Source organism: Streptomyces sp. NBC_01335 (assembly GCF_035953295.1).
In the GTDB taxonomy this organism is placed as follows: domain Bacteria; phylum Actinomycetota; class Actinomycetes; order Streptomycetales; family Streptomycetaceae; genus Streptomyces.
Genome location: NZ_CP108370.1, coordinates 80999 through 107525, shown reverse-complemented (window position 1 = coordinate 107525; position 26527 = coordinate 80999). Strand labels below are relative to the sequence as shown.

Genomic DNA, 26527 nt, shown 5'->3' with positions numbered 1-26527 from the left:
CAGCAGATCTCGTATGCGTAAAGTCTGTTAACATAATTTCACATGCCGGACGATGGATCACCCTCCCGGCACCGCACCCAACGCAAGGGGGTCCGTCCGATGCCGACGCTCGGGGCCATCGCCGACGACTTCACCGGAGCAACCGATCTCGCCACCATGCTCGTCGCGCGCGGCTACCGGACGGTGGTGACCGTCGGACCCGACGGCATCACGGACAGCCGGAGCGGAGCAGCGGTCCGCGACGCGGATGCCCTGGTCGTCGCCCTCAAATCACGCACCGCCCCCGTCGGCGAGGCGGTCGCCGACTCCCTCGCGTCCCTCCGCGCGCTGCGCGACGCGGGCTGCCGACGCTTCTACTTCAAGTACTGCTCGACCTTCGACTCCACCCCGCACGGCAACATCGGCCCGGTCGCCGACGCGCTCCTGGCCGAACTCGGTGAGCGGCGCAGCGTCGTCGTCCCCTCCTTCCCGGCCACCGGACGCACGGTCCGGGACGCGCTGCTCTCCGTCCACGGCGAGCTGCTGGAGGACAGCCCGATGCGCCACCACCCGCTCACCCCGATGCGGGACTCCCACGTCGGGCGGCTCCTCGCCCCGCAGACCGGCCACCCGGTACGGCTCGTCGGTCTCGACACCGTGCGGGCCGGTGTCGCCGCGCTGAAGGCGGCGCTGGACGAGCCGGAGTCGGCCGACGCGCTCGTCGTCGTCGACGCGGTCACCGATGACGATCTGCGCACCGTCTCCGCAGCGGCGGAGGACCTCGCCCTGGTCACCGGTGCCGCCGGGCTGGCGCTAGGCCTCACCGGTCCGCGCCCGGACGCCGACGCCGCGCGCGCCACACCCGCCTCCGCGCTCGGCGCCCCCGGCGTCGTACTGTCCGGCAGCGCCTCCTCCGCCACCCGCGCCCAGGTCGCCCACGGGCGGACCCGCCTCCCGCACCACAAGCTCGACCTCGTCGCACTGCGGGCGGACTTCACCGGCAGCGTCGACGCCCTCGTCGCCTTCGCACGGGCCTGCTGGCAGGACGACCCGCAGCGGCCACCGCTCATCTACGCGGTCGACGACCTGAGAGACCTTCAGCAGGCCGCGCCTCCGGGCGCCGAACCCGCCGCCGAACTCGTCGAACGCACCCTCGCCGCCTGCGCCGCCCGGCTCGTCGACGCGGGCGCCCGCCGACTCCTGGTCGCCGGCGGTGAGACCTCCGGCGCCGTGGTCACCGCCCTCGGCGTACGCACCCTGAGCATCGGAGCACCGATCGCCCCGGGCGTCGCCTGGGCCCGGGCCGAAGGCCGGGTCCACGACCGCGACCACGCCGTTGACCTCGCGCTCAAGTCCGGCAACTTCGGCGACACGACCATCTTCACCGAAGCCTGGAGCGTCCTGGTATGAGTACCCCCCGAGCCGACCTCGCGGCTGCCGGAGCACACTTCGCGGCCCTCGGCCTCAGCCCCGGCTCCTCCGGCAACCTCAGCGTCCGCGACGGCGAGCACATCCTGATCACCCCGACCGGCGCCGACCTCGCCCGTATCGACCCCGGAGCGCTGAGCGTCCTGGACCCCGACGGACAGTACGTCGACGGGCCCCGCCCCTCCAAGGAGTTCCCGCTCCACACGGCCTTCTACCGCAGGAACCCCGAAGCCGGCGCCGTGGTGCACCTGCACTCCCGCCACGCCACCGCGGTCTCCTGCCTCCCACCCTGGTCGCCGCGGAGCGCCGTCCCACCGCTGACGCCGTACTTCGTCATGCGGGTCGGCCAGACGCCCCTCCTCCCGTACGCACCGCCGGGCGACGCCGCACAGGCGGAGCATCTCGCCGGCCTCGGCTTCCCGCTGCGGGCGGCACTGTTGCAGAACCACGGGCCGGTGGTCGCGGGCACCGACATGGGGGCAGCGGTCGAGTCGGCGGTCGAACTGGAGGAGGTCTCCGCGCTCCTCCTGGCCCTGGGCGACCGGCCGGCCCGCCTCCTCAGCCCCGAGGAATCGGCGCTGCTCGCCGCCAAGTACGCGTCACCCTGGGGCGCCGGCAGCGGCACCGGCGCCCGGGCCTGAGGCGGCTCGGCGCCGGGCAGTGTGCGGGCCGGCCTACCGCGGTTTCAGCGGGACGAGCAGGCAGGTGCTGGTCGCGTGGGCGAGGAGGTGGTCCTCCTCGTCGAGGAGCTCCGCCTGGGCCAGGCAGGTGGTGCGGCCGTTCTTGAGGACGGTGCCCACCGCCCGTACGGTCCCGGTTTCCGCCGTGATCGTCCGGAGGAACTTCACGTTGAGGTCGAGCGAGGTGTACCCCACCCCGGCGGGCAGCACCGAGTGCACGGCACAGCCGGCCGCCGAGTCGAGCAGCGTCGCGTACACACCGCCGTGGACACTGCCGATCGGGTTGTAGTGCTCCTCGCCCGGTTCCAGGGTGAACACCGCCCGCCCGACGTCCACTTCGGTGATCCGGAAGCCCATCATCCGGCTGATCGGCGGGCTGGGGAGACGCCCGGCCACGAGGTCGCGCAGCATCTCCAGGCCGGTCGCCGCCCCCACGGCACCGGCCGAGACCGACGGGTCTTCCCAGTCGTACGTGCGTGTCCGGCCCATCTGCTGCGCTCCCGCCGCTCGTGTTCACCTGAGGCTGCCCCGTACTCCCCGGCGGGGGCGCGACGGCAGCTACGGCGCCTCAGTGCTGTCCCGCGATCCCCGGCGGGTGCGCGGCGTCCGATACGGCACCTCGCCGCGTTGTCGGAACGTCCGCGTACATCCAGTATGCGAATCGCTCCTCCGCCTTGTGGCGCACCGCATCCGACGCCGCGCACCGATCCACCACGGAGCACGGGACAGCCCTTCGCCGCGATGCACCGTATCCGACACACCCGGCACCGATCCGCCACGGACCACGGACACCTTCGCGCGTCACTTCCGCATGACCCGCGCCAGTACGTCCCCGAGCAGTTGCACGCCGATCGCGATCACCGCCGGCCCGACGACCGTCACCGACATCACCGTGTTGTCGAGCCGGGTTGTACGGGCAGGTGGCGAAAGGGGCGCCGGTCACCGTCGTGAGTTCCGGCACGATCGCCGCCGTCGGTCTGCTGCGCCTCGTCGCCGCACCGGCCCGCCTACCCCTCCTCCGCCTCCTGGTCGGCGGCTTCGTTGGCGTGGTCGATCTCGGCCATGTGCTCCTCCGCCCACGTCCGCAGCCCCGAAAGCGCGGCTTCCAGGGACAGCCCGAGTCCGGTGAGCCGGTAGAAGACACGTGGCGGCACTGTCGGTTCGACCCGGCGCGACACCAGCCCGTCGCGGGTCAGGCTTCGCAGCGTCACGGACAGCATCTTCTGCGAGACGCCGGGCATCCGGCGTCTCAGCTCCGCGAAACGCACCTCGTCCGGTGCGGCGTCGGCGAGCGTCTTGACGGCCATGGACGTCCACTTCGTACCGATGCGGTCCAGCAACTGCCGTGTCGGGCAACGGGGATCGAACAGATCGCCGCGTATCCCGCGACCGGTGGACCGGGCTCCTCGGGTGGTCACCTGTGGCTCACCACCTTCCCTGAAAGTGCCGTCTAGGAAGCGGCCGGAGAGTTACCTATCGTTCTGTGGTCACCCATGGTAACCAGCCGGAGGAGCCGTCATGCCCGTCGCCACCACCCCCCGACTACGCCGCATCACCACCAACGGCGTCCAACTCAATGTCGCAATCGCCGGGGACGGACCTGCGGTCCTCCTGCTGCACGGCTTCCCGCACACGTGGCAACTCTGGAGCGGAATCATGGGCCGACTGGCCGGGCAGTACCGGGTCATAGCCCCGGACCTCCGCGGCTTCGGCGCCAGTGAACGTGCCACCGACGGGTACGACGCAGGCACGCTCGCCGCCGACGCCGAAGGACTGCTCGACGCGCTCGGCGAGCCCTCGGCAGCGGTGGTCGGCATCGACGCGGGCACCGCCCCTGCCGTACTGCTCGCGCTGCGGCGACCCGGCCTCGTCCGGCGCCTGGTCGTGATGGAGGCGCTGCTCGGCCGCCTGCCCGGAGCAGAGCACGGCCTCGCGGGCGGCACCCCGTGGTGGTTCGGCTTCCACGCCGTCCCCGGCCTCGCCGAGACCGTCCTGACCGGAAACGAAGCCCCGTACATCGACTGGTTCCTCGACCTGGGGACGCGCGGGCGAGGAGTCCCCGACGACATCCGGGCGGCCTTCGTCCACGCATACACCGGCAGTGAAGCCCTGCGCTGCGCCTTCTCCTACTACCGGGCCCTGCCCACCAGTGCCCAGCAGATCCATGAGGCCGTCACGACGACCCGGCTGACCATGCCCACCCTGGCCATCGGCTCACACCCCGTCGGCGCCGGGCTCGAACACCAACTCCGTCCCCTCACCGATGACCTGATCGGACACCAACTCCAGGACTGCGGCCACATCATCCCCCTCGACCGGACCGACGCGCTGTTCGCGCTCCTCGCACCCTTCCTCTCCGCAGATCTGCCGAAGTGATCGGTGGCGTGCTGTGGTTCGGGCCAGGTGGCGGTCCTGGCCGGTCCGTGGTCATCGTCCGGGCCGCCTCCTCGTCCACTCCTCCGCGATCCGCGAAGAGCTGCGCCCCGCCCTCCGCGAGCCACCCGGGGACCCCTTGCGGCGCCGCCCAGGTGTTCTGCCCACGGAGGTTGGTGACGATGCTCTGCATCTGAGAGATGAGGTCGATACCGGCCAGGAACCGTGTCCGGTCGTCGTGGTCGAGTCCGTGGTCGGCGATGGCTCGGGTGAAGGGGTAGTCCTCGGGGCTGAGCTGTTTCCATGCGTCCGCCACGGTGTCCATGCAGGAGTTGCGATCGGCTTCCGGTCCGAGGCTGCGGGCGCGTTCGAGGTTCGCGGCGTTCTGGCCGGCGGCGCCGAGGAGGTAGTGCATCAGGGCGGACGTCGCGCTGAACCGACTGCTCGTGGGTCCGTCGGGAGCAGACCCCTGGCGGCCGATGTCCTCGAAGACGCGGGCCGTCACCGGGCCGGTGGGGTTGTGGGCGAGCTGGGCGGTGATCTGGGGAGCGAGCCAGGGGTGCCTCTCGGTCGCCCGGAAGGTCAATCCGCTTTCGCCTGCCGCGTCCAGCGGGTCGACAGCGGCATCGACGACCCGCTCGCGGGAGAGGGGGTTGGTGCGTCGCTCGGGCTTCTTGCGCGTCGTGGGCGGTGTCACTCCTCCCTTTCGACATAATTGGAACGTTGTTCCACGCTTGTTCTGGAACGGCATTCCAGCAGTTGAGTGGCGGCTCGCGCCAGACGGCCCGCCGCGACGCGGAAGGAGACAGACATGGCCCTGCAGGACCAGCCCGCCTACCTCATCAAGATGCGCGCCAAGCCCGGGCTCGGCGACAGACTGTTCGCCCTGGCCACCGAAGGAATGGAGAAGTCGGGGTCTTCCGACCGGTTCATCATCGCCCGCGAGGACGCTGACCCCGACGTGCTGTGGAACATGGAGGTGTTCCGCAGCCACGAGGCCAAGGACGCCTACGAGAACAGCCCGCTCGCCGACGAGCTGCGCGACGAGATCATCGACCTCCTCGCCGAACCGCCCATGCGGATCGAAGTCCACCCGTACTCGGCTCTCCCCGCCGACCCGGCCTGAGAGCGGCGAGGCCCCCGCCGCACCAGCTCGTCGGCGAGTGCCTCGTGCCTCCCACGCCGCCCCGCCCTCCGGGAGGGCGGCGCTCCTTTCGACACACGCCCCAGGAGCCCGAGCTGTACGCGGAGGAACTGCGCGCCTTCTTCCGGCCGTACAAATCCCTCGCGGTGGACCGACCGCGAGGGATTTGTACGCATGGCCGGGCACGGCTCACCCGTCGACGGCCACCGGGGACGCGGACGGGCCGACCGGAGCGGGCCGCTCCACCGGTGCCGACCGTGACCAGCGGCCGGCGAGCCCCGCACAGACCATCAACTGCATCTGGTGATAGAGCATCAGGGGGAGTACGGCCAGCGCGGCCCTGCCGCCGAAGAGCACGGCGGCCATGGGCAGCCCGTTCGCCAGGCTCTTCTGCGAGCCGCACATCACCATCGCGATCCGCGACGGGCGGTCCAGCCCGGCGAACCGGGCCACGGTCTGTGTAAAGGCCAGGGCCACCGCGAGCAGTACCGCGAGGACCGCCAGCAGCCCGAGCAGCCGGACCGGGGTGACACGGCTCCAGACGCCCTGGTTCATCCCCGCGCTGAACGCCACGTAGACCACCAGCAGGATGGAGGCGCGGTCCACGGGGCCGAGGACGCGCTTGTTCCTGGCGACGAACCCTCCGATCCGTCGGCGGAGCAGTTGCCCGGCGACGAACGGGGCGAACAACTGGCCGCCGATGCGCAGCAGTCCGTCCGCCGAGAGGCTGACCTCCGAGCCGATCAACCAGGCGGCGAGCAGCGGGGTGGCCGCGAGCCCGATCAGACTGGAGTAGGTGCCGGCGCAGATGGCCGCCGCGATGTCGCCCCCGGCGGTCGAGGTCAGCGCCACCGACGACTGGACGGTGGACGGCACGACGCTCAGGAACAGCAGCCCGGCGCCGAGTTGACCGGCGAGCAGATCAGGCGCGAGCCGGAGTGCCACCAGCCCGAGCAGCGGGAACAGGACGAAGGTGGAGAGCAGGATCAGTGTATGGAGGCGGATACGGCGCAGGCCCGCCAGCGTCTCCCGGGTGGAGAGCCGCACGCCGTAGAGGAAGAAGAGGAGAACGATCGCGGCCTCCGACGCGGTCCGTGTGGCCGCCTCGGCCCCGCCGGAGGCCGGCAGCAGCGCCGCCAGAGCGACGGTGGCGATGAGCGCCGTCACATAGGGGTCGAGGAACTTCGGCCACCGGAAGGGGCGTTGCGGCTTCGATCTCTCCAAGGCCGCTGGGCTCTCCGGAGCGTTGGAGCTGTCCGGGGCCGCTGGGCTCTCCGGAGCCGCTGGGTGCGGTCCGGAAGGAGGAGCGCCCGGTGAGCGGTCGTGGGTGCTCTGCCGCCCGGTGCCGGTCACCCGCCGTCCTCGGAATCGTCGTCCGTGCTGTCGGGGTTGATCAGGGTGTCCATGAGGTCCACCGCGCTGCCGTCGTGATCACTGCCCGAAGTGCCGCTTCCGTGGTTGGTGTTGGCCGTGCGGTCGATCTCCAGCCAGGAGTCCGCGTTCGAGTTGTCGATCAGCTTCAGGTCGCCGATCAGCGTCAGGTCCCCGGCCGCGGCAGGAGAGCCGACGGCGGTGAGAACCGCCGCGACCAGCGTCACCGCGGCGGTGGAGCCCCGACCGGGGTACGGACGCCGGTGCGGCCCCCGGCCGGGGCGGGAGGGAGCCGCCCCGGCCGGAAGTGTGCGTACGGTCATGCGGAGACGGCCTCTCGCGCGTCGTGGTGGCGGCTGATGTTCCGCGCCAGCAGCTCGGTCGACTCGCGGACACCGACCTCACCGGTGTCGCCGGCCTCCGGCAGCCGCCCGTCCGCGAACTGCAGCTCCGCCAGTGCCGTGTCCATCGCGCGGTGCGCGGCGAACAGGCAGGGGGTGCTGTAGATCGCCACGTCCACGCCGAGTTCCGTGAGCTCCGTGAGCGACAGCCGGGGGGACTTGCCGCCCGCGATCTGGTTGAACAACAGCGGCTTGTCGCCGACGACCTGGCGGATCCGCTTGATCCACTCGACGCTGCGCACCCCGTCCACGAGGACCACGTCCGCGTCGGTCGCGGCGAGGGCCTCCGCCCGGAGCAGGATGTCGGCCTCCTCCGTGGCGTCCGTACGCGCGACCACGACCAGGTCCTTACGGGTGGCCAGCACGAGCTCCAGCTTCTCCAGGTACTCGTCGAGCGGCAGCACCTGCTTCCCGTCCGCGTGGCCGCACCTGCGGGGCCGCTTCTGGTCCTCCAGGATCACCCCGGAAGCCCCGATGCGTTCCAGGCGCTCCACCACGTGGCAGGCCACCTCGGGGTCGACGTAACCGTCGTCGATGTCCACGAGGAGGTGCTGGCGCGGAAACGCGCCGCGCAGTCGCTCGACGAAGGCCACCATGTCGGGCCAGGCGATGAACCCGATGTCCGGGAGACCGTAATAGGACGCGGCGAATCCGAATCCGGAGACGAAGAAGCCGTTGTAGTGCTGGGCGGCCACCGACGCGGAGTACATGTCGTAGATTCCGATGAGCGGCGTCGTGCCGGACTCCCTGATTTCCTGGCGCAAAACATTTCCGTACGTCATTACTATTTCTCCGTGAGTGTTGATGACCCTGAGATCGCTGGTCAGGGCGGTTTGCTTGTTCGAGGGAGAGTCCTCGGCGATGTGTTGACTTCGCATAGTCGGATGATTGGTCAAATGGCGGTTGACTTTTCCGACGAACGAAGGGAAGGGGGGATCCCGGAGGGATTCGTCCGCCCTTCTGGGAAAACCATAGCTTTGCCCGCTGTTTGCCTGCAAGGTGGGATTTCGGCTCTGGCGAAAAAGCGCCGCCCGTAACCTCGATTAAACAATTGATTGCCGATGGGCGATGTAATCGGCGATTCAACTATTGCCGCGCGCCCTTTCCGTAATCCCGGTAATCCGGTAATCCGTATTCCGGGGATGGGATCGCGGGGCGCGGGACTGTGCCGGGCGGGCCGTGGTGTCGGGCGAGCGCCGGGTGGGACGCCTGGACGGCGAGCCGCCGGTCCGCGCCGTCGACGACGCGTTCCAGTACCTCGTCGAGCGAGGGTCCGCGACGGGCTGGGGCAACAGCCGCCGCGGCGGGTCGGCGGGTCGAGCCGTGCAGGGGGCGGAGCGTCCGGTGAATCGCCGGGTCAGGTCAAAGGCTGTCCCGGTGCGCGCGGGGGAAAGGCGGGCGCGGCAATGCCCGTGAGGCGCGCGTCAGGTCGCGCCTCACGGGCGGTAGGGGGTGGTCGAGAGGCAGGCCGCCGGCTCGGGGGCCGAGCGAACAGGGCGGGCGCTATCGGCAGTCCGCGGTGAGCCGGGCGACGGCCTCGCGTGTCAGCGCGCGGGTGTGCGGCTCGTGGTCCAGGGCGCGGTGCAGGGTCATGCCCTCGATCAGCGCGTCCACCTGGCGGGCGGTGTCCGGGTCGAAGCACCGCTCCAGAAGGGCGCGGCTGCGGAGCATCCAGGCGTGGGTCAGTTCGCGGTACTCGGGCCGGCGGGCGGCGAGGGTGTAGAGCTCCTGGCCGAGGATCAGGTCGCGGCGGGGGCCTTCGGAGAGCGTGTGAATGAGGTCGGTGACCGCCTCCCGGGCCTGCTCGACGGTCTCCACACCGGTGAGATGGCGCTCGAAGACGGCCACGATATGGCTCGCGAAGAGGGTGAACGCCTCGCGCAACAGCCCGTCCATGCCGTCGAAGTGATACGTCATCGAGCCGAGCGGAACCTCCGCCCGCACCGCGATCTTGCGATGCGAGACGCCGGGTACACCGTCGTCCGCGATCAGATCGAGGGTCGCGGCGAGGATGCGCTCACGGCGCTGCGGATCCGCCTGCCCGGTCGCCATCAGATGCTGCGTACGGGGCGGGCCGGGTTGCCGACCGCGACGACATGGGCGGGGATGTCCCTGGTGACCACGGCTCCTGCGCCGATGACGGAGTTGTCGCCGATCGAGACGCCCGGGCAGACGACGACGCCGCCACCGAGCCAGACGTTGTCCCCGATGGTGATGGGGAGCGCCGCTTCCAGCTTGTCCCGGCGGGGCTGCGGCTCCACGGGGTGGGTGGGGGTGAGGAGTTGGACGTTCGGGCCGATCTGGCAGTCCTCGCCGATGGTGATACGCGCGACGTCCAGGGCGGTCAGATGGTAGTTGACGAAGGTGCGGGCCCCGATGGAGATGTTGCTGCCGTAGTCGACGAAGAGCGGCGGTCGCAGGTCGACGCCCTCGCCCACCGAGCCGAGCAACTCCGCCAGGACGGCACCGTGCCCGCCGTCGTCCGAGAGGTAGGCCTCCTGGTAGGCGGCCATCAGCCGCATCGCGTTCTTTTGGCGCTGCCAGATCTCGGGGTCGTCGGCGATGTAGAGGTCCCCGGCGAGCATGCGTTCCAGCTGGGTGCGCGGGTCGTCGGCGAAGTGGTCCGTCGTCGTCATGCGTACGATCGTACGCCTTGAAGGTGCGGACGTGCGTCGGCTCCGGCCGTGTCCGGACGGAAAGCGACCCGATGCCCCCCTCGGTTCACCCTTGACGGGGCGTGGTCGAGGACTCGGCAGAGGAGCGGGAGCGCCGGTGGGCGGCGACCCGTTCGCGGGTCGCGCACCGGCGGGAGCAGTAGCGGCGATCGGATCCGCCGCCCCGGGCGAGGAAGACGTTGCGGCAGCCGGGGGAGCAGCACACCCCGCCGGGCGGCTGTTGGGAGTCCCAGAGGAGGACGGTGAGAGCCATGCACGACGAGGCGAGGAACCACTCCTCCCACGGGGCTTCGTCGTCGTGGTCGAGATGCGGGTGCCACGGGCCGGTGCCGCCGTGGGAGGTCAGCCGGAGCCGTCCGGTGCGCTCCCGCAGGAGTCTGTCGAGTGCCCCGGCGGCGGTGTCGGCGTGCTCGGCGGCGAACACCTCACGCAGCAGTCCGGCGGCCTCGCGCATCCCGGCGACGTCGTCGGGGGTGAGGTCGATGGGTTCCGCCTCACCGAAGTCGCGCAGTACGGAGGCGACTTCGCGGGTGCCGGGGTGTTCGACGACGAGGACGTTGACCAGCGCGGCGGCCCGCCGGGCGGTGGCCAGTACGGAGTGCCGGGTGGACCAGTCGTCGGGGGTGGATGCCATCCGGCGAATGTAACGCATAGTGCGAGTATGCGAGTTACCCGCGTAACGTCCCATGGATGAAAAGGCGTTACCCCTTCCTGGTCTTCGTCGCAGGAGCGCTGGCCGCCCGCACCGGCGACGAGATGTCCGGGCCCGCGCTGCTGCTGGCCGGCTACGCCCTGACCGGTTCCGCCGCCGGGGCGTCCTCGCTGCTCGCGGGGATCACCGTCGCCGCCGTGGTGGGCGGGCCGGTGCTGGGAGCGCTGCTCGACCGGGCGGGGCACCCCGGGCGCGTGCTGGCCGGAGCCCTGATCCTGTACGCCGCGGGCCTCGGGGCGATCCTGCTGGGTCTGGCCCGGGCGCCGTTCGCGGTCACCCTCCTGATCGCGATGTCGGCGGGGTCGGCGGCGCCTGCCCTCTCGGGCGGCTGGACGGCTCAACTGCCCGGGGTGGTGCCACCCGACCGCTTGCCCCGGGCCGGAGCCTTCGACGCGATGACGTTCAACGCCGCGAGTCTGGCCGGCCCGGCGCTCGCCGGAGGCGTGGCCGCGGTGCTGGGCGCCCCTGCCGCGCTGGTCGTCTCCGCGGTACTCGTCGGAGCGGCGATTCCCGCCGCGTGGACGCTGCCCGTCCCGTCCGGCCCGCGCACCCCAGTACGGGCGGCTCCGCTCCGGGCCGACCTCGCCGCCGGGGCCCGGACCATCGTCGGCAGACCCGCGCCGGCCCGCGCGACGCTCACCTCGGCGCTGTCCTGTACGGCACAGGGTGCGCTCGCGGCCTGCGCCGTGCCCCTGGGTGAACGTGTCCTGGGCGGAGCCGGCCGGGGACCCCTGCTGCTCGCCTGCGTGTCGGTCGCCGCCCTGACGGCCAACGCGGTCCTCGCGAGATTCCCGCCTCCTCTCGCCCCCGACACGATCGTCTGGGCCGGAGCCCTCGTCCAGGCCGCTGCCCTGGCCCTCGCCGCCCGGGCCGGTCCCACCTTGCTCGTCGGAGCCGTACTCCTGGCTGGAGCAGGCGAAGGCCCGCAGCTCACGGCCGTGTTCGCGATCCGGCACCGCGAATCCCCGCCCCGGCTGCGCGGCCAGATCTTCACCACCGGCGCCGGAGTGAAGCTGACCGGGTACGCCCTGGGGGCGGCCGCCGCCGGGCCGGCGACGACCTGGTCACTGACCGGCACGCTGCTCCTCGCGGCGAGCGTGTCGGCACTGGCGGTGCCTGCGTTCTTCGCGATCCCGTCGGAGGCCCCCCTCGCGCCGGAGGACCGGTAGCGCGCCTCGCGTGGCCGGACGCGGCCCGTAGACGAACTCCTTCCCCGGGCGGTCCGGCGCGTCGCGGACGGCCTCCACCCGTAGACCGCAGCGAGCCGGGGATGCCCGAAGCATGCGTCAACCATGATCCGATGCCACCCGCGCGGGTCGCCGGTCGCGTGGACGCTCCAGCCGGCCCGTCCGGCCGACTGGAGCGTCCACGGCCCGCGTTCGGAGCGCGGTCAAACGAGGCCCGGCTCCCGCTCAGCCCGCCGCGAGGAGTTCGAGGGTGTCGATCACGCGGTTGGAGAAGCCCCACTCGTTGTCGTACCAGGCGACCACCTTGACGTGCCGGCCGTCGACGCGGGTCAGGGCCGAGTCGAAGATGGACGAGGCAGGGTTCCCGGTGATGTCGGACGACACGAGCGCGTCCTCCGAGTACTCGAGCACCCCGGCGAGCGGACCCGCCGCCGCGGCGCGGTACGCCTCCAGCACGTCCTCGCGGGTCACGTCACGGGCGACGGTCGTGTTGAGTTCGACGATCGAGCCCACCGGCACCGGCACCCGGATCGAGTCGCCCGACAGCTTGCCCTCCAGATTCGGCAGCACGAGGCCGATCGCCTTGGCGGCGCCCGTGGTGGTCGGCACGATGTTGACGGCAGCCGCGCGGGCCCGGCGGGCGTCGCGGTGCGGGCCGTCCTGCAGGTTCTGCTCCTGTGTGTAGGCGTGCACCGTCGTCATGAAACCGTGCTCGATACCGGCGAGTTCGTCCAGTACGGCGGCCAGCGGCGCGAGCGCGTTGGTCGTGCAGGAGGCGTTCGAGACGATGGTGTGCGCCGCGGGGTCGTACGCGTCGTTGTTGACGCCGTACGCGAGGGTGACGTCGGCACCGTCCGCCGGGGCGCTGACCAGGACCTTCTTCGCCCCCGCGTCGAGGTGGGCGCGGGCGGCCCCGGCCGAGGTGAAGCGGCCGGTCGCCTCCAGCACGATGTCGACGCCGAGTTCGGCCCACGGCAGCTTCGCCGGCTCGCGCTCGGCGAGCACGGTGATGCGGCGGCCGTCCACGACGAGGGTGTCGCCGTCGGCGGAGACCGGGCGGCCCAGCCGGCCCGAGGTGGAGTCGAAGGCGAGCAGCCGCGCCAGGGCGGCGGGTTCGGTGAGGTCGTTGACCGCGACGATCTCCAGCTTGCTGTCGCGTTCGAGGAGTGCGCGCAGCACGTTGCGTCCGATGCGGCCGAATCCGTTGATGGCGATGCGAGTCATGAGCGGTGTCCCTTGTCCCTCGGTGCTGTCCGTCGTGCGGTTCACCACCAGGTTCGCGCGCCGTGCGGGCCGGTGACAGCGGCTCGATCGCCACGGTCCGCAAGGATCGTGCCAGCATGCCGGGCCCGGACGGCGCGCTCCCCGATCCGGCCCGATACGGACGAAGGCCCTACTCGCCCCGCGCGAACGTCTGCCGGTACTCGCTCGGGGTGGTACCGAGGATGCGCTGGAAGTGCAGCCGCAGATTCGCACCCGTACCGAGCCCCACGTCGGCGGCGATCTGTTCGACACCCCGCTGCGAACGCTCCAGCAGTTCCCGGGCCATGTCGACCCGGGCCCGCATCACCCACTGCATCGGCGTGTACCCGGTGTCCTCGACGAAGCGCCGGGAGAAGGTGCGCGAGGAGACCGCGGCGTGCCGGGCGAGCGCGTCGAGGGTGAGCGGCTCACCGAGCCTGCGCAGCGCCCACTCGCGGGTGGAGGCGAACCGCTCGCCGAGGGATTCGGGCACGCTGCGCGGCACGTACTGGGCCTGGCCGCCACTGCGGTACGGGGCCGCGACCAGCCGCCGGGCCGCGTGGTTGGAGGCCGCCACGCCGAGGTCGCCGCGCAGGATGTGCAGGCACAGGTCGATGCCCGACGCCGCGCCGGCCGAGGTCAGCACACTGCCGTCGTCGACGAAGAGGACGTTCTCGTCGACGTGGACGAGCGGATGCTTCGAGGCGAGCGCCCGGGTGTAGTGCCAGTGGGTCGTGGCCCGCTTGCCGTCGAGCAGACCCGTGGCCGCGAGGGCGAAGGCGCCGGTGGAGATGGCGGCGAGCCGGGCGCCCCGGTCGTGCGCGGCGGTCAACGCGTCGATGACGGCCCGGGGCGGCTCGTCGCGGTCCGGGAAGCGGTAGCCGGGGACGAAGACGATGTCCGCCCACGCGAGCGCGTCGAGGCCGTCGGCCACGTGGTAGGACAGTCCGTCGCCGCCGGTCACCAGCCCCGGGGCCGCGCCGCACACCCTTACCTCGTACGGCATGCTCGCGCGGGTCGTGAACACCTGTGCGGGAATGCCGACATCGAGTGGCTTGGCGCCCTCGAGCACGAGTACGGCGACGTGATGCAGGGGTGAGGCGGGCACGCGGACAGGGTACGCGGGGCGTCGCCCGCCATCCCGGAGCGGGACCGCCCTCCGTCCGCTGTCCTTGCGCTTCCCGCTCTCGCGAAAACCCATGCGGGTTTCCGGCGCGCGTCCTTCCCAGGGGTGGAGTGCGGGGCATGGGGGCCTGCATCCGGCGGACGGGGGCAGGAGTAGGTCACGGTCCCGCGGGCTCGCGGGACGTGAACCGGTTATTCCTCCCTCGGGACGAGGGAGTGGGATGGAGTGGTGATGTCCTCGTTGACGAACGCCGCCGATGTGTCGGCCGCCCCCGCGTGGTTACACGTCGCGGTGATGGTGATCGCGGTTCTGGTGCTGGTGTACAGCCTTTCCAAGCGCAGGAGTTGACCGGCCCGACGATCGGGCGCAACCGCCCCGTACGGGAGCGTCCGAGACGAAGAGGGCGAGGCTGAGGCGGGCGGTGGAGAGGGAACTCCCACTCGTCCGACGGAGTCACCCGGCCGGTGACGCCGGGCCGCGGCCGTCCAGAACGGTCGTACGGAAGGACGCCACCACCGGCCGCAGATCGACCCGGTGCCACGCGGCCCACAGGTGCACCGATCCCCGGTGCCAGGGCAGTTCACGGACCGTGACCCCTTCGGTGGCACCGCGGACCATGCTCCGCTGGACCAGCGCCAGCCCCAGACCGGAGGCGACCAGTCCCAGGGCGGTCAGCGGCTCCGGGGCGCTGAGGCGGATGTCCGGGGTGAAGCCCGACGCCACGCAGTCGGCGACGAACCCGTCCCTGGCTGCCGGTTCGCCCGAACCCTCGACGGCGATCCAGGGCTGACCGTCCAGATCCCGCGCCGTGATGTCCTCCCGGTCCGCCAGCGGGTGGCCCGCCGGCAGCGCGAGCAGCAGCGGGTCCTCCAGCAGGGGGGCGGCGGTCAGGTCGGGGTCCTCCTCGGCCGGCGGACGCGGCACGAGAGCGATGTCGAGGCTGCGCTGCCGCAGCCCCACGAACTGCTCCTCCGGATCGAGGCTGTAGAGCGCCACATGGATGCCGGGCCGCTCCCCCTGGAGCGTGCGCAGCGCCGCCGGGAGGACTCCGGTGTGCATGGCGTCGGAGACGTACCCGATGCACAGCCCGCCCTCCTCCCCGCGCCCCAGGCGGCGGCCCAGGTTCTCCAGACGGTCCGCGTGCCGCAGCAGCGCGCGCGTCTCGCTGAGGAAGACCCGGCCGTCGGCGGTGAGGCGGATACGCTGCTGGCTGCGCTCGAACAGGGTGAGGCCCAGGTTCTTCTCCAGCTGGGCGATCTGCCGGCTGAGGGGTGACTGCGAGATGTGCAGTTCCTCCGCGGCGCGGCCGACGTGTTCCGCCTCGGCCACGGCTACGAAATAGCGAAGTTGTCGCAGGTCAAGCATGTGAGACCTCGGGGGACTCAAGTCAGTCCAAGCGTGTCTTGGACAGTCTCAAGTATCGCTCCTAATGTCGGAGAAGTCAGACCGGCGGCCCGCCGCGGCTCTCACCGGGAGCCGTACGGAACGGTGCCGCTCCGCACTCTCCGTAAGGAAATCCCCCCATGGGCATCGCCCCTCTCCTGTCCGGTCCGCTCGGCTTCGGGACCGCCCCGCTCGGCAACATGTTCCGTGCCATCCCCGACGCGGAGGCGGCCGCCACCGTCCAGGCCGCCTGGGACCACGGCATCCGGTACTTCGACACCGCCCCCTTCTACGGAGCCGGTCTCGCCGAGCTCCGCCTGGGCGAGGTGCTCGCCGCCCAGCCGCGTGACGCGTACGTCCTCAGCACCAAGGTCGGCCGGGTGATCCTGGACGAGGTCGAGGACCCGGCCGCCCGCGAGCTCGGCGAGAAGGGCGGGCTCTTCGAGCACGGCCGCCCCAACAAGATCGTCAACGACTACTCGGCCGACGCCACGATGCGCTCCATCGAGGACAGCCTCACCCGGCTGAAGACCGACCGTCTCGACATCGTCTGGGTGCACGACATCGCCCAGGACTTCTACGGTGACGAGTGGCTCGCCCACTACGAGAGCGCCCGGACCGGCGCCTTCCGCACCCTGGACAAGCTCCGCGCCGAGGGCGTCATCAAGGCCTGGGGCGTTGGCGTGAACAAGGTCGAGCCGCTGGAGCTCACCCTCGACCTGGACGAGCCGAAGCCCGATGCCTTCCTGCTGGCCGGCCGCTACACCCTCCTCGACCACGACCGCGCCCTGCAGCGCCTGCTGCCCGCCGCCGCCGAACAGGACGTCGACATCGTCGTCGGCGGCCCCTACAGCTCGGGCATCCTCGCCGGGGGCACCCACTTCGAGTACCAGCAGGCACCGGCGGAGATCGTCGCCAAGGTGGAGCGGATCAAGGCGCTCGCACAGCGTCACGGGGTCGGCATCAAGGCCGCCGCCCTGCAGTTCTCCCTCGCCCACGGGGCCACCGCCGCGGCCGTACCCGGCGCCACCCGGCCCAGCCGCATCGCCGAGGACGTCGCCGCGCTCGGCGAGCGGATTCCGGCGGACTTCTGGGCCGAACTGCGCGAGGAGCGCCTGATCGCCCCGGGCGCCCCGGTGCCGACCGCCTGACCGTCCCCGACGCCCCGTACCACTGCCCGGCCGCGCCCAGCGCGTCGCCCGACCGCACCCGGTGCGCCGGTCGACCTGCCTCACCGCAGCCCTGCCGCCGGCACGGCAGGACTTCGCCCGCCGCCCCCCAGCCGCATCCAAGGAGAACACCCTCATGGCCACGACCACCGCGTCGGTCCGCATACCCGCCTCGCCCGACCGCGTCTGGCAGCTCATCGGCGGGTTCGACACCCTGCCCGACTGGCTGCCCTACATCCCGACGAGCGAGCTCGGCGAGGGCGGCCGGGTGCGCACCCTCACCAACGAGGACGGCGGCGTGATCGTCGAGCGCCTCGAGGCCTTCGACGAGAAGGCCCGCACCTACAGCTACTCGATCCTCCGCGCGCCGTTCCCGGTGACCGGCTACCTCTCCACCCTGACGGTCCACCCCGAACCGGACACGGGCTCCGCCCGGGTGGAGTGGAGCGGCGGCTTCACCCCGGACGGGATCGGCGACGAGGAGGCGGTCGCCCTCTTCCACGGCATCTACGCCGACGGACTCGCCGCACTCGCGGCTACGCTCGCCGCCTGAGCGAACCCCGGATGCGCGACCCCGGACGGACGGCCCCGTCTGAGCGAGTGCCGTCTGAGCGAGTGCCGTCTGAGCGAGTGCCGTCTGAGCGAGTGCCGGGGTGCGTGATCATCTCATGGGCGGCCGGTGAGATACCCGCCCATGGAGGTGAAGTACTCCGTCGCGGGCAACTCCCGGCCGTCCTCGGTGCGTACCCGGGTGATGGCCAGACCGTGGTTGCGTCCGGTACGCGCGTCGGCCCCGGCGACGATCACCACGCCCTCGCCCTCCCGGTAGAAGATGCGGCCAGGCGTGCCGCCGTACCGCGCTTCGGAGACCACGGCGGCGAGGACCTCCAGCCGCTTGCCGCGGTGGTGGGTGAAGGCGCTGGGGTACGGGTCGGACTGGGCGCGGACCAGCCGTTCGAGGTCCTCGGCCGGCCAGGTCCAGTCGATCCGGATGTCCTCGGCGGACCGCTTGTGGAAGAAGCTCGCCTGCGAGCGGTCCTGCCGGGTGAACTCCTTCTGCCCGGAGGCGATGAGCGCGAGCGCGCCCGTGGTGACCGGGGCGATGAGGTCGACGGTCTTGTGGAAGAGGTCGGTCGCGGTGTCGGCCGGCCCGACCGGGACCGCGTCCTGCCGGACGATGTCACCGGCGTCGAGCTCGTCGTTCATCATGTGCGCGGTGACGCCCACTTCGGTCTCGCCGTTGATCAGCGCCCAGATCAGCGGGGAGAAGCCCGCGTACTTCGGCAGCAGCGAGTCGTGGATGTTCAGCGTGCCGTGGCGCGGGAGCGCGAAGACGCGCGGGGGAATCCAGGTCCGCCAGTTGTTCGCCACGATGATGTCCGGCTCCGCCGCTTCGAGCCGCTCGAACAGCTCCTCGTCGTCCGGGCGGTTGCGGATCAGCACCGGGACACCGTGCGCCTCGGCGAGGTCGGCGACGGAGTCGCTCCAGATCTTCTCGTACGCGTGCTCGCTCTTGGGGTGGGTCACGACCAGCACCACGTCGTGCTCGGAGTCCAGGAGGGCTTGCAGGGTGCGATGGCCCCAGGTCTGGTAACCGAACATGACGACCCGCATGGGGGTTCCTCCTCTGTGCCGGAATGGACCGTGGGTCAGTAAAGCAAGGCTTACCTTGGTTTGCAACGGGCGTGCGATGCGGCACATTTGACGGGTCGCGCGCCCCGGCGCCCTCTCGACAGCCTCACAGGATTAGCTTAGGCTCACCTAAATTCGAGCCGCGCCGTCGGTGTGCCCGACGCTCGCACCTTCCCCATGCCATGAGCGGCTTCCCCGCACGAATGGGAGTGACATGTCACCGGTTCTTCCTGGCGACGCACCGCAGGTCCACGACCTCATCGGCATCGGTTTCGGGCCGTCCAACGTGGCCATGGCCATCGCGATCAGTGAGCACAACGCCCGCGACGGCGAACAACAGCCGGTCGGTGCCCGCTTCTTCGAGCAGCAGCCGCGCTTCGGCTGGCACCGCGGCATGCTGATCGACGACGCGACCATGCAGGTGTCCTTCCTCAAGGACCTGGTGACGCTCCGGAACCCCACCAGTGAGTTCAGCTTCCTCTGCTACCTCAAGAGCAAGGGGCGGCTGATCGACTTCATCAACCACAAGAACCTCTTCCCGTTGCGGGTCGAGTTCCACGACTACTTCGAGTGGGCCGCCGCCCAAGTCGCGGACATGGTCTCCTACGGCCACGAGGTCGTCTCCGTCAGGCCGGCCGTCCAGGACGGAATCGTGGAGTACCTGGACGTGACGGTCCGCTCGGGGGAGGGGCTCTCCGTCCACCGGGCCCGCAACCTCGTCATCGGAACCGGGCTGCGCCCCCTGCTGCCCGAGGGCGTCGAGCGCGGCGACCGGGTGTGGCACAACTCCGAACTGCTGGCCAGGATCGGTGAGCTGGAGGGGAGTTCGCCCTCCCGGTTCGTCGTCGTGGGCGCTGGACAGAGCGCCGCCGAGAACGTCGCCTATCTGCACCGTGCCTTCCCCGACGCCGAGATCTGCGCGGTCTTCTCCCGGTACGGATACAGCCCCGCCGACGACAGCGCCTTCGCCAACCGGATCTTCGACCCGGGTGCGGTCGACGAGTACTTCGCCGCGCCCGACGAGATCAAGCAGCGACTGATGGGCTATCACGGAAACACCAACTACTCCGTGGTCGACATCGACCTGATCGACGACCTCTACCGGCAGAGCTACCAGGAGAAGGTGCTCGGCACCGAGCGGCTGCGCTTCCTCAACGTGTCCCGGCTCGTGGGCGTCAAGGAGACCGAGGAGAAGGCCCGCGCCACCGTGACGTCGCTGGTCACCGGCGAAGAGACCGCCCTGGACGCCGACGTCGTGGTGCTCGCCACCGGCTACAGCCCCGTCGACCCCCTCGGCCTCCTCGGCGAGGCGGCGGACCTCTGCCGCACCGACGACCGGGGCCGCGTCCGCGTCGAGCGCGACTACCGCATCGAGACCGACCCCGGACTCCGGTGCGGCATCTACCTGCAGGGCGGTACGGAACACACCCACGGCATCACCTCGTCACTGCTCTCCAACACCGCGATCCGGGTCGGCGAGATCCTGGACTCGCTGCTCGACCGCAGGGCCGGGGCCGCCTCGGAGCACGCGGAGGCGGTCGCCGAGGGGGCCGTCGGCGCGTCCCGCTGAACCGGGCGGCGGCCGGCCGTTCCCGCGGGGCGGTCGGGGGCCGGGTGCCCGCACATGGGTACCGTCGGCCCATCGCGAACCCGCCCCAACCGGGCGTTCACGTTGGTGGATTGGCCAACCTCCGCTGCGGACACGGAAGATCAAAGGGATAACGTACGACGACATGACCACGACTACGGTGGAGCTCTCCGCGCCTCGGGGAGCAATGAAGGCTCGTCGAAGGCGAGTTGTGGGCCTCGGCGTGCTCGCGCTGCTCGTCGTACTCGCGGGGGCCGCGTCGCTGGCGGTCGGCGCCCGCGCGCTGAGCCCCGCCGACGTGTGGCACGGCCTGTTCGCCGAACCGGACGCCGACCGGCGGCTCACCGAGATCAGGCTCATCGTGCGGACCGTCCGGGTGCCCCGCACCGTGCTCGCGATCGTGGCGGGCATCGCCCTGGGCGTCGGCGGGGCCCTGATCCAGGGATACACGCGCAACCCGATCGCCGACACCGGACTGCTGGGCGTGAACTCCGGCGCCTCCTTCTCCGTGATCGCCGCGATCGGGCTCCTCGGCTTCACCGACCCGTTCCAGTACGTCTGGTTCGGCTTCCTCGGGGCGGCGGTCGCCGGAGTCGTCGTGTTCGGCCTGTCCAGCGTGGGCCGGGGCGCGGGCAACCCGCTGACCCTCGCCCTCGCCGGCCAGGGCGTCACGGTGTTCCTCGCGGCGATGACCACGGCCGTCGCGCTCTCCGACCAGAAGTCGCTGAACGCCCTGCGGTTCTGGAACGCGGGCTCCGTCGCCGGGGTCGGGTTCGGCGTCATCTGGCCGCTGACCGGTTTCATCGCCGTCGGGCTGATCCTCGCGCTGACCACCCTGCCCGCGCTCAACCTGCTCACCCTGGGCGAGGACGTGGCGCGCGGGCTCGGCGTGAACATCGCGCTGAGCCGGACCGTCGGCATCCTCGCCATCACCCTGCTCGCGGGCGCGGCCACCGCCGCGTGCGGCCCCGTCGCGTTCCTCGGGCTCATGGTGGCCCACATCGCCCGCTACCTCGCCGGACCGGACTACCGCTGGCTGGTGCCGTACGCGGGCCTCCTCGGAGCCGTCGTCCTGCTCCTCTGCGACGTCGTGGGACGCCTCGTGGTGCGGCCCGGAGAACTGGCCGCCGGCGTCGTCGTCGCCCTGCTCGGCGCGCCGTTCTTCGCGGTCCTGGTGTGGCGCGGAAAGTTCAAGAACGCGTGAACGGGACAGAAGTGAAACCATCTCCCTTCCCGGAGCCGAAGCCCTCCGCGGCACCCGGTGTACGGCTCGGCCGGGTGTCGTTCGTCTGGCGGCCCTGGATCGTGGCGGTCACGCTCGTGCTGGCCGCCGCGGTCTTCCTGGTGTTCTGCCTCTCCATCGCGGTCGGGGACTTCCCCCTCGCGCTGCCCCGGGTCATCGCCACGGTCTTCGGCCGGGGCGAACAGGTCGACGAGTTCGTCGTCATGGAACTGCGGATGCCGAGGGCCCTGGCCGGGCTGGTGGTGGGGATCGCGCTCGGAGTCTCCGGGGCCATCACCCAGTCCGTCGCGCGCAACCCGCTGGCCAGCCCCGACGTGCTGGGCATCACCGGAGGCGCCGGCACGGTCGCTGTGTTCCTGGTGACGGTCTCGGGCGGGGCCGCCGCCGCGGTCGTCAGCTCCGTGGGCCTCTCGGGCGCCGCGCTCGCCGGCGGCCTCGGCACCGGACTGCTCGTCTACTTCCTGGCGTGGCGCCGGGGGGTCGACGGATTCCGGCTCATCCTCATCGGCATCTCGGTGAGCGCCGTTACGGAGGCGCTCACCACCTGGCTGCTCGTCACCGCCGACATCAGGGACGTGGCGCGGGCCCAGGCGTGGCTGGTCGGCTCGCTCGACAACCGTTCCTGGGACGAGGTCCGGACGGCGACCTGGTGCACCCTCGCGCTGCTCGCCGTGGTCGCCACCGCCGCCTTCCAGTTCAAGCCGATGCACCTCGGCGACGAGGTGGCCGCCGGACTGGGCGTCCGGTACAAGCGGGTGCGGGCGGTCCTGCTGCTCTGTGCGGTGCTGCTGGCCGCCGCGGCGGTGAGCGCGGCCGGCCCGGTGCCCTTCGTGGCGCTGGTGGCGCCGCAGGTGGCGATGCGGCTGGCGAAGTGCCCGACACCACCGCTGGTGGCCTCCGGCCTTGTGGGGGCCCTGCTGCTGACCGGCGCGGACCTGGTCGCGCGCACGGCACTGCCCATGGCGCTGCCCGTCGGGGTGGTCACCGCCGCGATCGGCGGGCCCTTCCTCGTGTACCTGCTGGTACGGGCGAACCTCGCGGGACAGCGCGCGGGCTGACGACGGATGAGGGCCGACATGACGACGACCGACGACGGGGGAGAGATGACCACCCACCGCACCACCGGGACCGGATCAGGAACCGGGACCGGAAGCGGATCCGGGGCCGCGACCGGTACAGGAACCGAGGGCGCCCGGCTGGCGGCGAGGGGGGTGACGGTCGGGTACGGCGGTCGCGTGGTCATCGACGACCTCGACGTGTCGATCCCCTCCGGGGTGATCACCACGATCATCGGCCCCAACGGCTGCGGGAAGTCGACCCTGTTGCGCACCCTGACCCGGCTGCTCAGGCCGACGAGCGGAACGGTCGTGCTGGACGGCGAGGACATCGCCCGGCTCCGTACCCGGGACGTGGCGAAGAAGCTGGGGCTGCTGCCGCAGACGCCCGTCGCCCCCGAGGGCCTGACCGTGGCCGACCTGGTCGCCCGGGGCCGGCATCCGCACCAGAGCTGGCTGCGGCAGTGGTCCTCCGACGACGCCGAGGTGGTGGAGCGCGCGCTGGCGATGACCGGGGTGTCCGAACTCGCCGGCCGCCCGGTCGACTCGCTCTCGGGCGGGCAGCGGCAGCGCGTCTGGATATCGATGACCCTCGCTCAGGGCACCGATCTGCTGCTGCTGGACGAACCGACCACCTACCTGGACCTGGCACACGCGATCGACGTGCTCGATCTCGTGGACGACCTGCACGAATCGGGCCGTACGGTCGTCATGGTGCTCCACGACCTCAATCTGGCGACGCGTTACAGCGACAACCTCATCGTGATGAGGGAGGGGGCGATCCTGGCCCAGGGGCACCCGAGGGACGTCATCACCGCCGACCTGTTGCGCGAGGCGTTCGGGCTGCGCGCCGAGGTGATCGACGACCCGGTGGGCGACCGTCCCCTCATCGTGCCGATCGGGCGCACCCACGTCCGTTCCAACTAGGCGTCGAGGCAAAGGAAATGCATTGGTTAGGCTAGGCTGGCCTCACCTCTTCAGGATACGGTGTGGCTGCCTCGGGGACCGGGGTGCGGGCGGCCGGCGCGAGAGCAAGGGAATTCGGGATGCTCCTCCAGAGAACGACGGGTACGAAGTCCTGGCGGCGGGTGGCGGCGATTCTGTCCGCCGCGGCCCTGGGCGTGGGCCTCCTCTCGGGGTGCGGCTCCGACGAGCCGGAGGCGAAGGCGAGCGACAACGCACCGGCCGCCGCCACCGGCGCGTTCCCGGTCACCGTGGAGCACGCCTTCGGCACCACCGAGATCACCAAGGCCCCCCAGCGGGTCGTCTCCGTGGGCTACACGGACGACCAGGCCATCCTCGCGCTCGGCATCAAGCCGGTCGGCATGGTCGACCAGTACCCGAACCCCGCGGGCACGTCCCCCGACGTCAACACCCAGTGGCCCTGGGTGAAGGACAAGTGGGGCGACACCCGCCCCGAGGTCATCATGAGCAACGGTGACGCGGGCCCCAACTACGAGAAGATCGCGGCTCTGCGCCCGGACCTGATCATCGCGGTCTACTCCGAGATCGACCAGGCCGCCTACGACAAGCTCTCCAGGATCGCGCCGACGGTGGGCCGCACCAAGGCCGAGAAGGAGCCGTTCAGCGCCCCCTGGCAGGACAACGCCGTGCACATCGCCAAGGCGCTCGGCAAGGAGTCCGAGGGCAAGGCGCTGGTGCAGGGCATCCAGGACAAGCTCGACGCCGCCGCGGCCGCGCACCCCGAATTCGCGAACCAGACCGCCGTGGCGCTGTCCTGGTACGAGGGCTCCGTCGCCCCGTTCGCCACCACCGACGTGCGCGGACGGCTCATCACCGGCATCGGCTACAAGGGCGCCACTCAGGTCGACAAGGCCGCCGGCGGCAAGTTCTACACCACCCTCTCGCCCGAGCGCATCGACCTCGTCGACGTCGACCGCATCTTCGTCATCAACGACAAGGCGGACCAGGACGCGTTGAAGAAGTTCGACCTCTTCGGCAACCTCTCCGCGGTGAAGGCCGGGAAGGTCTCGTACCTCCTGGACAGCGAGGGTCCGGCGGTCGGCGCGGCCATGTCCCAGGGCACCCTGCTCTCCCTGCCGTACGCCATCGACGAGCTCGTCAAGTCGGTCGACCAGTGATGCCGTCCACCCCGTCCCGCACCGCACGGCCCGTCAGGGGCTCCGCGTGAGCGCCGTGGACACCCGCACCGCCCCCGCGACCCTGCGCACGGCGGGCGGGGGAGAAGCCGCCCGGTGGCTCGTGGCGCACTGCCGGCAGGTACCTCTGCTGACGGCCGCCACCGTGCTCACCACGGTGGCCGGAGCGGTCCTCCAGGTGCTTCCGGTGCTCCTCCTCGGCCGGGTGGTCGACGGGGTGGTCGACGGCGAGTCGCGTTCGGTCCTGGTCACCGTCGGGGCCCTGATGGGAGCCGCCGCGCTGCTCGGCGCGGCGGCCACCGCCGGATCGACGTACCTCATCGGACGGCTCGGCGCGGACCTGCTCGCCCGACTGCGCGAAGGCGCCGTCCGCGCGGTGCTGGGGATGCCGAGCGCCCGGATCGAACAGGTCGGCCGCGGAGACGTGCTCTCCCGGGTCGGCGACGACGTCGCCGTGCTCTCCAAGGGCATCCGGTCGGCCGTCCCGACCGTGTTCACCGCCGGAGTCCTCGTCGCCATCGCGACGGCCGCCATGTTCGGACTGGACTGGCGGCTCGGCCTCGCCGGAGCCGGCGCGCTGCCCGCCTACGCCTTCGCGCTGCGCTGGTACCTCCCCCGGTCCGCACCGCTCTACCAGAAGCAGCGGGCCGCCCAGGCCGACCGCGCCCAGGCGCTGATCAGCGGCCTCAACGGGATCGACACCGTCCGCGCGTACCGCCTGGAGGGCGCCGTACGCGAGAAGGTCACCGGCGAGTCGTGGCGGGTGCGCGAACTCGGCGTCGAGGTGTTCCGGTTCTTCGGCCGGTTCGTCGGGCGTGAGAACCGCGCCGAGTTCATCGGCCTGGTCCTGATCCTCCTCGTCGGGTACGCCCTGCTGGAGAACGACGCCGCGAGCCTCGGCGAGGTGGCGTCCGCCCCGCTGATGTTCCACCGGCTCTTCACCCCGCTCGGCTCCATCATGTTCACCTTCGACGAGGCGCAGAAGTCGGGTGCCAGCCTGACCCGCCTCGTCGGGGTCCTGGGCGAGCAGGCGGAAGACCGGCTGGTGGGCGACACCTCGGTCGCCCCGGCGGCCGTCGTCCCGTACCCCGTGACGGTGGAGGGGCTGACCTTCGGCTATCCCGGCACCGAGGAGCCGGTCCTGCGGGACGTGTCTCTGACGATCCCGGCCGGCGGCTCGCTCGCCCTGGTGGGGGCGACGGGCGCGGGCAAGTCGACGCTCGCCGCGCTGATCGCGGGCATCGGCACCCCGCAGACCGGCTCCGTACGCATCGGCCCGACCGACCTCGCCGACCTCGACGAGGCCGGGGCCCGGGCCCTGGTGAGCATCCTGACGCAGGAGACCCACGTCTTCTCCGGTCCGCTCGCCGACGACCTGCGCCTCGCCGCACCGCAGGCCACCGACGCCGAACTGACCGACGCGCTGCGCACGGTCGGCGCCGGAACCTGGCTCGACGCACTGCCGGACGGGCTGTACACCCCGGTCGGCGAGGGCGGCGAGCGTCTGGACGGCACCAGGGTCGCCCAGATCGCCCTGGCCCGGCTGATGCTGGGCCGTGCCCCCGTGGTGGTGCTCGACGAATCGACCGCCGAGGCCGGCAGCGAGGGCGCCGCCGAGCTGGAACGCGCCGTGCTGGCCGCGTGCGCGGGCCGGACCACGCTGTTCGTGGCCCACCGGCTCACCCAGGCGATGGCGGCGGACCGGATCGCGGTGCTGGACGCCGGGCGCGTGGTGGAACAGGGCACCCACCGGGAACTGGTCGCCCTGGACGGCCGGTACGCCCGCCTGTGGCGGGCCTGGCGCGAAGGAAGCTAGGGCACGGCCGGGGCCGGCTCGCCCCCCGTGACCCGTACAACCGCCCCCGTACACGGTGCACCCGCACGCCCGTCCGATGCGGCCACCTCCGTCCGGCTCCTCGGTGTGCCGGAGGACGACCACCCCTCGACCCTTCCGCGACGCTGCGGACCACTGACGCCACCGCGCCCAGGCGCGCGCCCGGCACAAGCCGACGAACCCTG

The 26527-nt window shown here is 71.5% G+C and carries 25 protein-coding genes and 1 pseudogene; 13 read left to right on the top strand and 13 right to left on the bottom strand.

Annotated elements, in window-relative coordinates; translation table 11 throughout:
- The first annotated feature begins 99 nt into the window (after window positions 1–99).
- Both otnK and OG599_RS00455 read left to right on the top strand, forming a co-directional pair.
- Window positions 100–1389, top strand: coding sequence for a 3-oxo-tetronate kinase (gene otnK / locus OG599_RS00460; protein WP_327173870.1), 1290 nt, complete (start codon window positions 100–102; stop codon window positions 1387–1389).
- On the top strand, window positions 1386–2048 hold the full coding sequence (locus OG599_RS00455) for a class II aldolase/adducin family protein (protein ID WP_327173869.1): 663 nt from the start codon (window positions 1386–1388) through the stop codon (window positions 2046–2048). Before otnK ends, OG599_RS00455 begins: the two co-directional genes overlap by 4 nt.
- Window positions 2049–2081: 33 nt before the next feature.
- Here OG599_RS00455 and OG599_RS00450 read toward each other — a convergent pair whose 3' ends face one another.
- Both OG599_RS00450 and OG599_RS00445 read right to left on the bottom strand, forming a co-directional pair.
- Window positions 2082–2576 (bottom strand): PaaI family thioesterase, encoded by a 495-nt coding sequence (locus tag OG599_RS00450; RefSeq protein ID WP_327173868.1) that lies wholly within the window; start codon window positions 2574–2576, stop codon window positions 2082–2084.
- Between the two features lie 518 nt (window positions 2577–3094).
- Window positions 3095–3505, bottom strand: a complete 411-nt coding sequence (locus tag OG599_RS00445) for a winged helix-turn-helix transcriptional regulator (protein WP_327173867.1) — start codon at window positions 3503–3505, stop codon at window positions 3095–3097.
- A 100-nt stretch (window positions 3506–3605) separates the two neighbouring features.
- On the opposite strand from OG599_RS00445, the gene OG599_RS00440 reads away from it, so the two are divergent.
- Complete coding sequence (locus OG599_RS00440) at window positions 3606–4463, top strand: alpha/beta fold hydrolase (RefSeq protein ID WP_327173866.1); 858 nt, start codon at window positions 3606–3608, stop codon at window positions 4461–4463.
- A gap of 196 nt (window positions 4464–4659) precedes the next feature.
- On the opposite strand, the pseudogene OG599_RS00435 reads toward OG599_RS00440, so the two are convergent.
- Window positions 4660–5211 (bottom strand): annotated as a pseudogene (locus tag OG599_RS00435) (hypothetical protein); the annotation flags it as partial.
- Between the two features lie 60 nt (window positions 5212–5271).
- On the opposite strand from OG599_RS00435, the gene OG599_RS00430 reads away from it, so the two are divergent.
- The gene (locus OG599_RS00430; RefSeq protein ID WP_327173865.1) at window positions 5272–5586 is read left to right on the top strand and encodes a putative quinol monooxygenase; all 315 of its coding nucleotides are present in this window, start codon (window positions 5272–5274) and stop codon (window positions 5584–5586) included.
- Between the two features lie 207 nt (window positions 5587–5793).
- Here the strand turns inward: OG599_RS00430 and OG599_RS00425 are convergent, their stop codons facing one another.
- The 6 genes from OG599_RS00425 to OG599_RS00400 all read right to left on the bottom strand — a co-directional run bounded on the left by OG599_RS00425 (window position 5794) and on the right by OG599_RS00400 (window position 10685).
- Entirely contained in the window at window positions 5794–6828 is a 1035-nt protein-coding gene (locus tag OG599_RS00425) for a bile acid:sodium symporter family protein (protein WP_327173864.1), read from the bottom strand.
- 125 nt (window positions 6829–6953) lie between these two features.
- Window positions 6954–7298 carry a hypothetical protein gene (locus tag OG599_RS00420; protein ID WP_327173863.1) on the bottom strand — a complete coding sequence of 115 codons (345 nt, stop codon included), beginning with the start codon at window positions 7296–7298 and terminating at the stop codon, window positions 6954–6956.
- Window positions 7295–8158, bottom strand: a complete 864-nt coding sequence (locus tag OG599_RS00415) for an isocitrate lyase/PEP mutase family protein (protein ID WP_327179889.1) — start codon at window positions 8156–8158, stop codon at window positions 7295–7297. The genes OG599_RS00420 and OG599_RS00415 overlap by 4 nt, the downstream gene beginning before the upstream one ends.
- A gap of 721 nt (window positions 8159–8879) precedes the next feature.
- Window positions 8880–9428: a TetR/AcrR family transcriptional regulator gene (locus tag OG599_RS00410; RefSeq protein ID WP_327173862.1), complete on the bottom strand. Its 549-nt coding sequence runs from the start codon at window positions 9426–9428 to the stop codon at window positions 8880–8882.
- Window positions 9428–10012, bottom strand: a complete 585-nt coding sequence (locus OG599_RS00405) for a sugar O-acetyltransferase (RefSeq protein ID WP_327173861.1) — start codon at window positions 10010–10012, stop codon at window positions 9428–9430. Before OG599_RS00405 ends, OG599_RS00410 begins: the two co-directional genes overlap by 1 nt.
- An 85-nt stretch (window positions 10013–10097) precedes the next feature.
- Complete coding sequence (locus OG599_RS00400) at window positions 10098–10685, bottom strand: CGNR zinc finger domain-containing protein (protein WP_327173860.1); 588 nt, start codon at window positions 10683–10685, stop codon at window positions 10098–10100.
- 56 nt (window positions 10686–10741) lie between these two features.
- On the opposite strand from OG599_RS00400, the gene OG599_RS00395 reads away from it, so the two are divergent.
- Window positions 10742–11932, top strand: a complete 1191-nt coding sequence (locus tag OG599_RS00395; RefSeq protein WP_327173859.1) for an MFS transporter — start codon at window positions 10742–10744, stop codon at window positions 11930–11932.
- Window positions 11933–12175: 243 nt separating this feature from the next.
- On the opposite strand, the gene gap is transcribed toward OG599_RS00395, so the two are convergent.
- From gap to OG599_RS00380, 3 genes are all read right to left on the bottom strand, one after another.
- Window positions 12176–13174: a type I glyceraldehyde-3-phosphate dehydrogenase gene (gene gap, locus OG599_RS00390; RefSeq protein WP_327173858.1), complete on the bottom strand. Its 999-nt coding sequence runs from the start codon at window positions 13172–13174 to the stop codon at window positions 12176–12178.
- Between the two features lie 169 nt (window positions 13175–13343).
- A complete protein-coding gene (locus tag OG599_RS00385) occupies window positions 13344–14300 on the bottom strand; it encodes a GlxA family transcriptional regulator (protein ID WP_327173857.1) in 957 nt (318 codons plus the stop codon).
- 471 nt (window positions 14301–14771) lie between these two features.
- Complete coding sequence (locus tag OG599_RS00380; RefSeq protein WP_327173856.1) at window positions 14772–15683, bottom strand: LysR substrate-binding domain-containing protein; 912 nt, start codon at window positions 15681–15683, stop codon at window positions 14772–14774.
- A 158-nt stretch (window positions 15684–15841) separates the two neighbouring features.
- Between OG599_RS00380 and OG599_RS00375 the strand changes: the two genes are divergently transcribed.
- Window positions 15842–16852, top strand: coding sequence for an aldo/keto reductase (locus OG599_RS00375; protein ID WP_327173855.1), 1011 nt, complete (start codon window positions 15842–15844; stop codon window positions 16850–16852).
- A gap of 154 nt (window positions 16853–17006) precedes the next feature.
- Window positions 17007–17423, top strand: a complete 417-nt coding sequence (locus OG599_RS00370) for an SRPBCC family protein (RefSeq protein WP_327173854.1) — start codon at window positions 17007–17009, stop codon at window positions 17421–17423.
- Between the two features lie 113 nt (window positions 17424–17536).
- Here the strand turns inward: OG599_RS00370 and OG599_RS00365 are convergent, their stop codons facing one another.
- On the bottom strand, window positions 17537–18484 hold the full coding sequence (locus OG599_RS00365) for a methionyl-tRNA formyltransferase (RefSeq protein ID WP_327173853.1): 948 nt from the start codon (window positions 18482–18484) through the stop codon (window positions 17537–17539).
- Window positions 18485–18716: 232 nt separating this feature from the next.
- On the opposite strand from OG599_RS00365, the gene OG599_RS00360 reads away from it, so the two are divergent.
- From OG599_RS00360 to OG599_RS00335, 6 genes are all read left to right on the top strand, one after another.
- Complete coding sequence (locus OG599_RS00360) at window positions 18717–20072, top strand: lysine N(6)-hydroxylase/L-ornithine N(5)-oxygenase family protein (RefSeq protein ID WP_327173852.1); 1356 nt, start codon at window positions 18717–18719, stop codon at window positions 20070–20072.
- Between the two features lie 163 nt (window positions 20073–20235).
- A complete protein-coding gene (locus OG599_RS00355; protein WP_327173851.1) occupies window positions 20236–21294 on the top strand; it encodes a FecCD family ABC transporter permease in 1059 nt (352 codons plus the stop codon).
- A complete protein-coding gene (locus OG599_RS00350) occupies window positions 21291–22391 on the top strand; it encodes a FecCD family ABC transporter permease (protein WP_442809363.1) in 1101 nt (366 codons plus the stop codon). Before OG599_RS00355 ends, OG599_RS00350 begins: the two co-directional genes overlap by 4 nt.
- 45 nt (window positions 22392–22436) lie before the next feature.
- Entirely contained in the window at window positions 22437–23315 is an 879-nt protein-coding gene (locus OG599_RS00345; protein ID WP_442809652.1) for an ABC transporter ATP-binding protein, read from the top strand.
- A 119-nt stretch (window positions 23316–23434) separates the two neighbouring features.
- Window positions 23435–24490 (top strand): iron-siderophore ABC transporter substrate-binding protein, encoded by a 1056-nt coding sequence (locus tag OG599_RS00340; protein WP_327173848.1) that lies wholly within the window; start codon window positions 23435–23437, stop codon window positions 24488–24490.
- Window positions 24491–24536: 46 nt separating this feature from the next.
- Window positions 24537–26324, top strand: a complete 1788-nt coding sequence (locus OG599_RS00335; RefSeq protein ID WP_327173847.1) for an ABC transporter ATP-binding protein — start codon at window positions 24537–24539, stop codon at window positions 26322–26324.
- Window positions 26325–26527 lie beyond the last annotated feature (203 nt).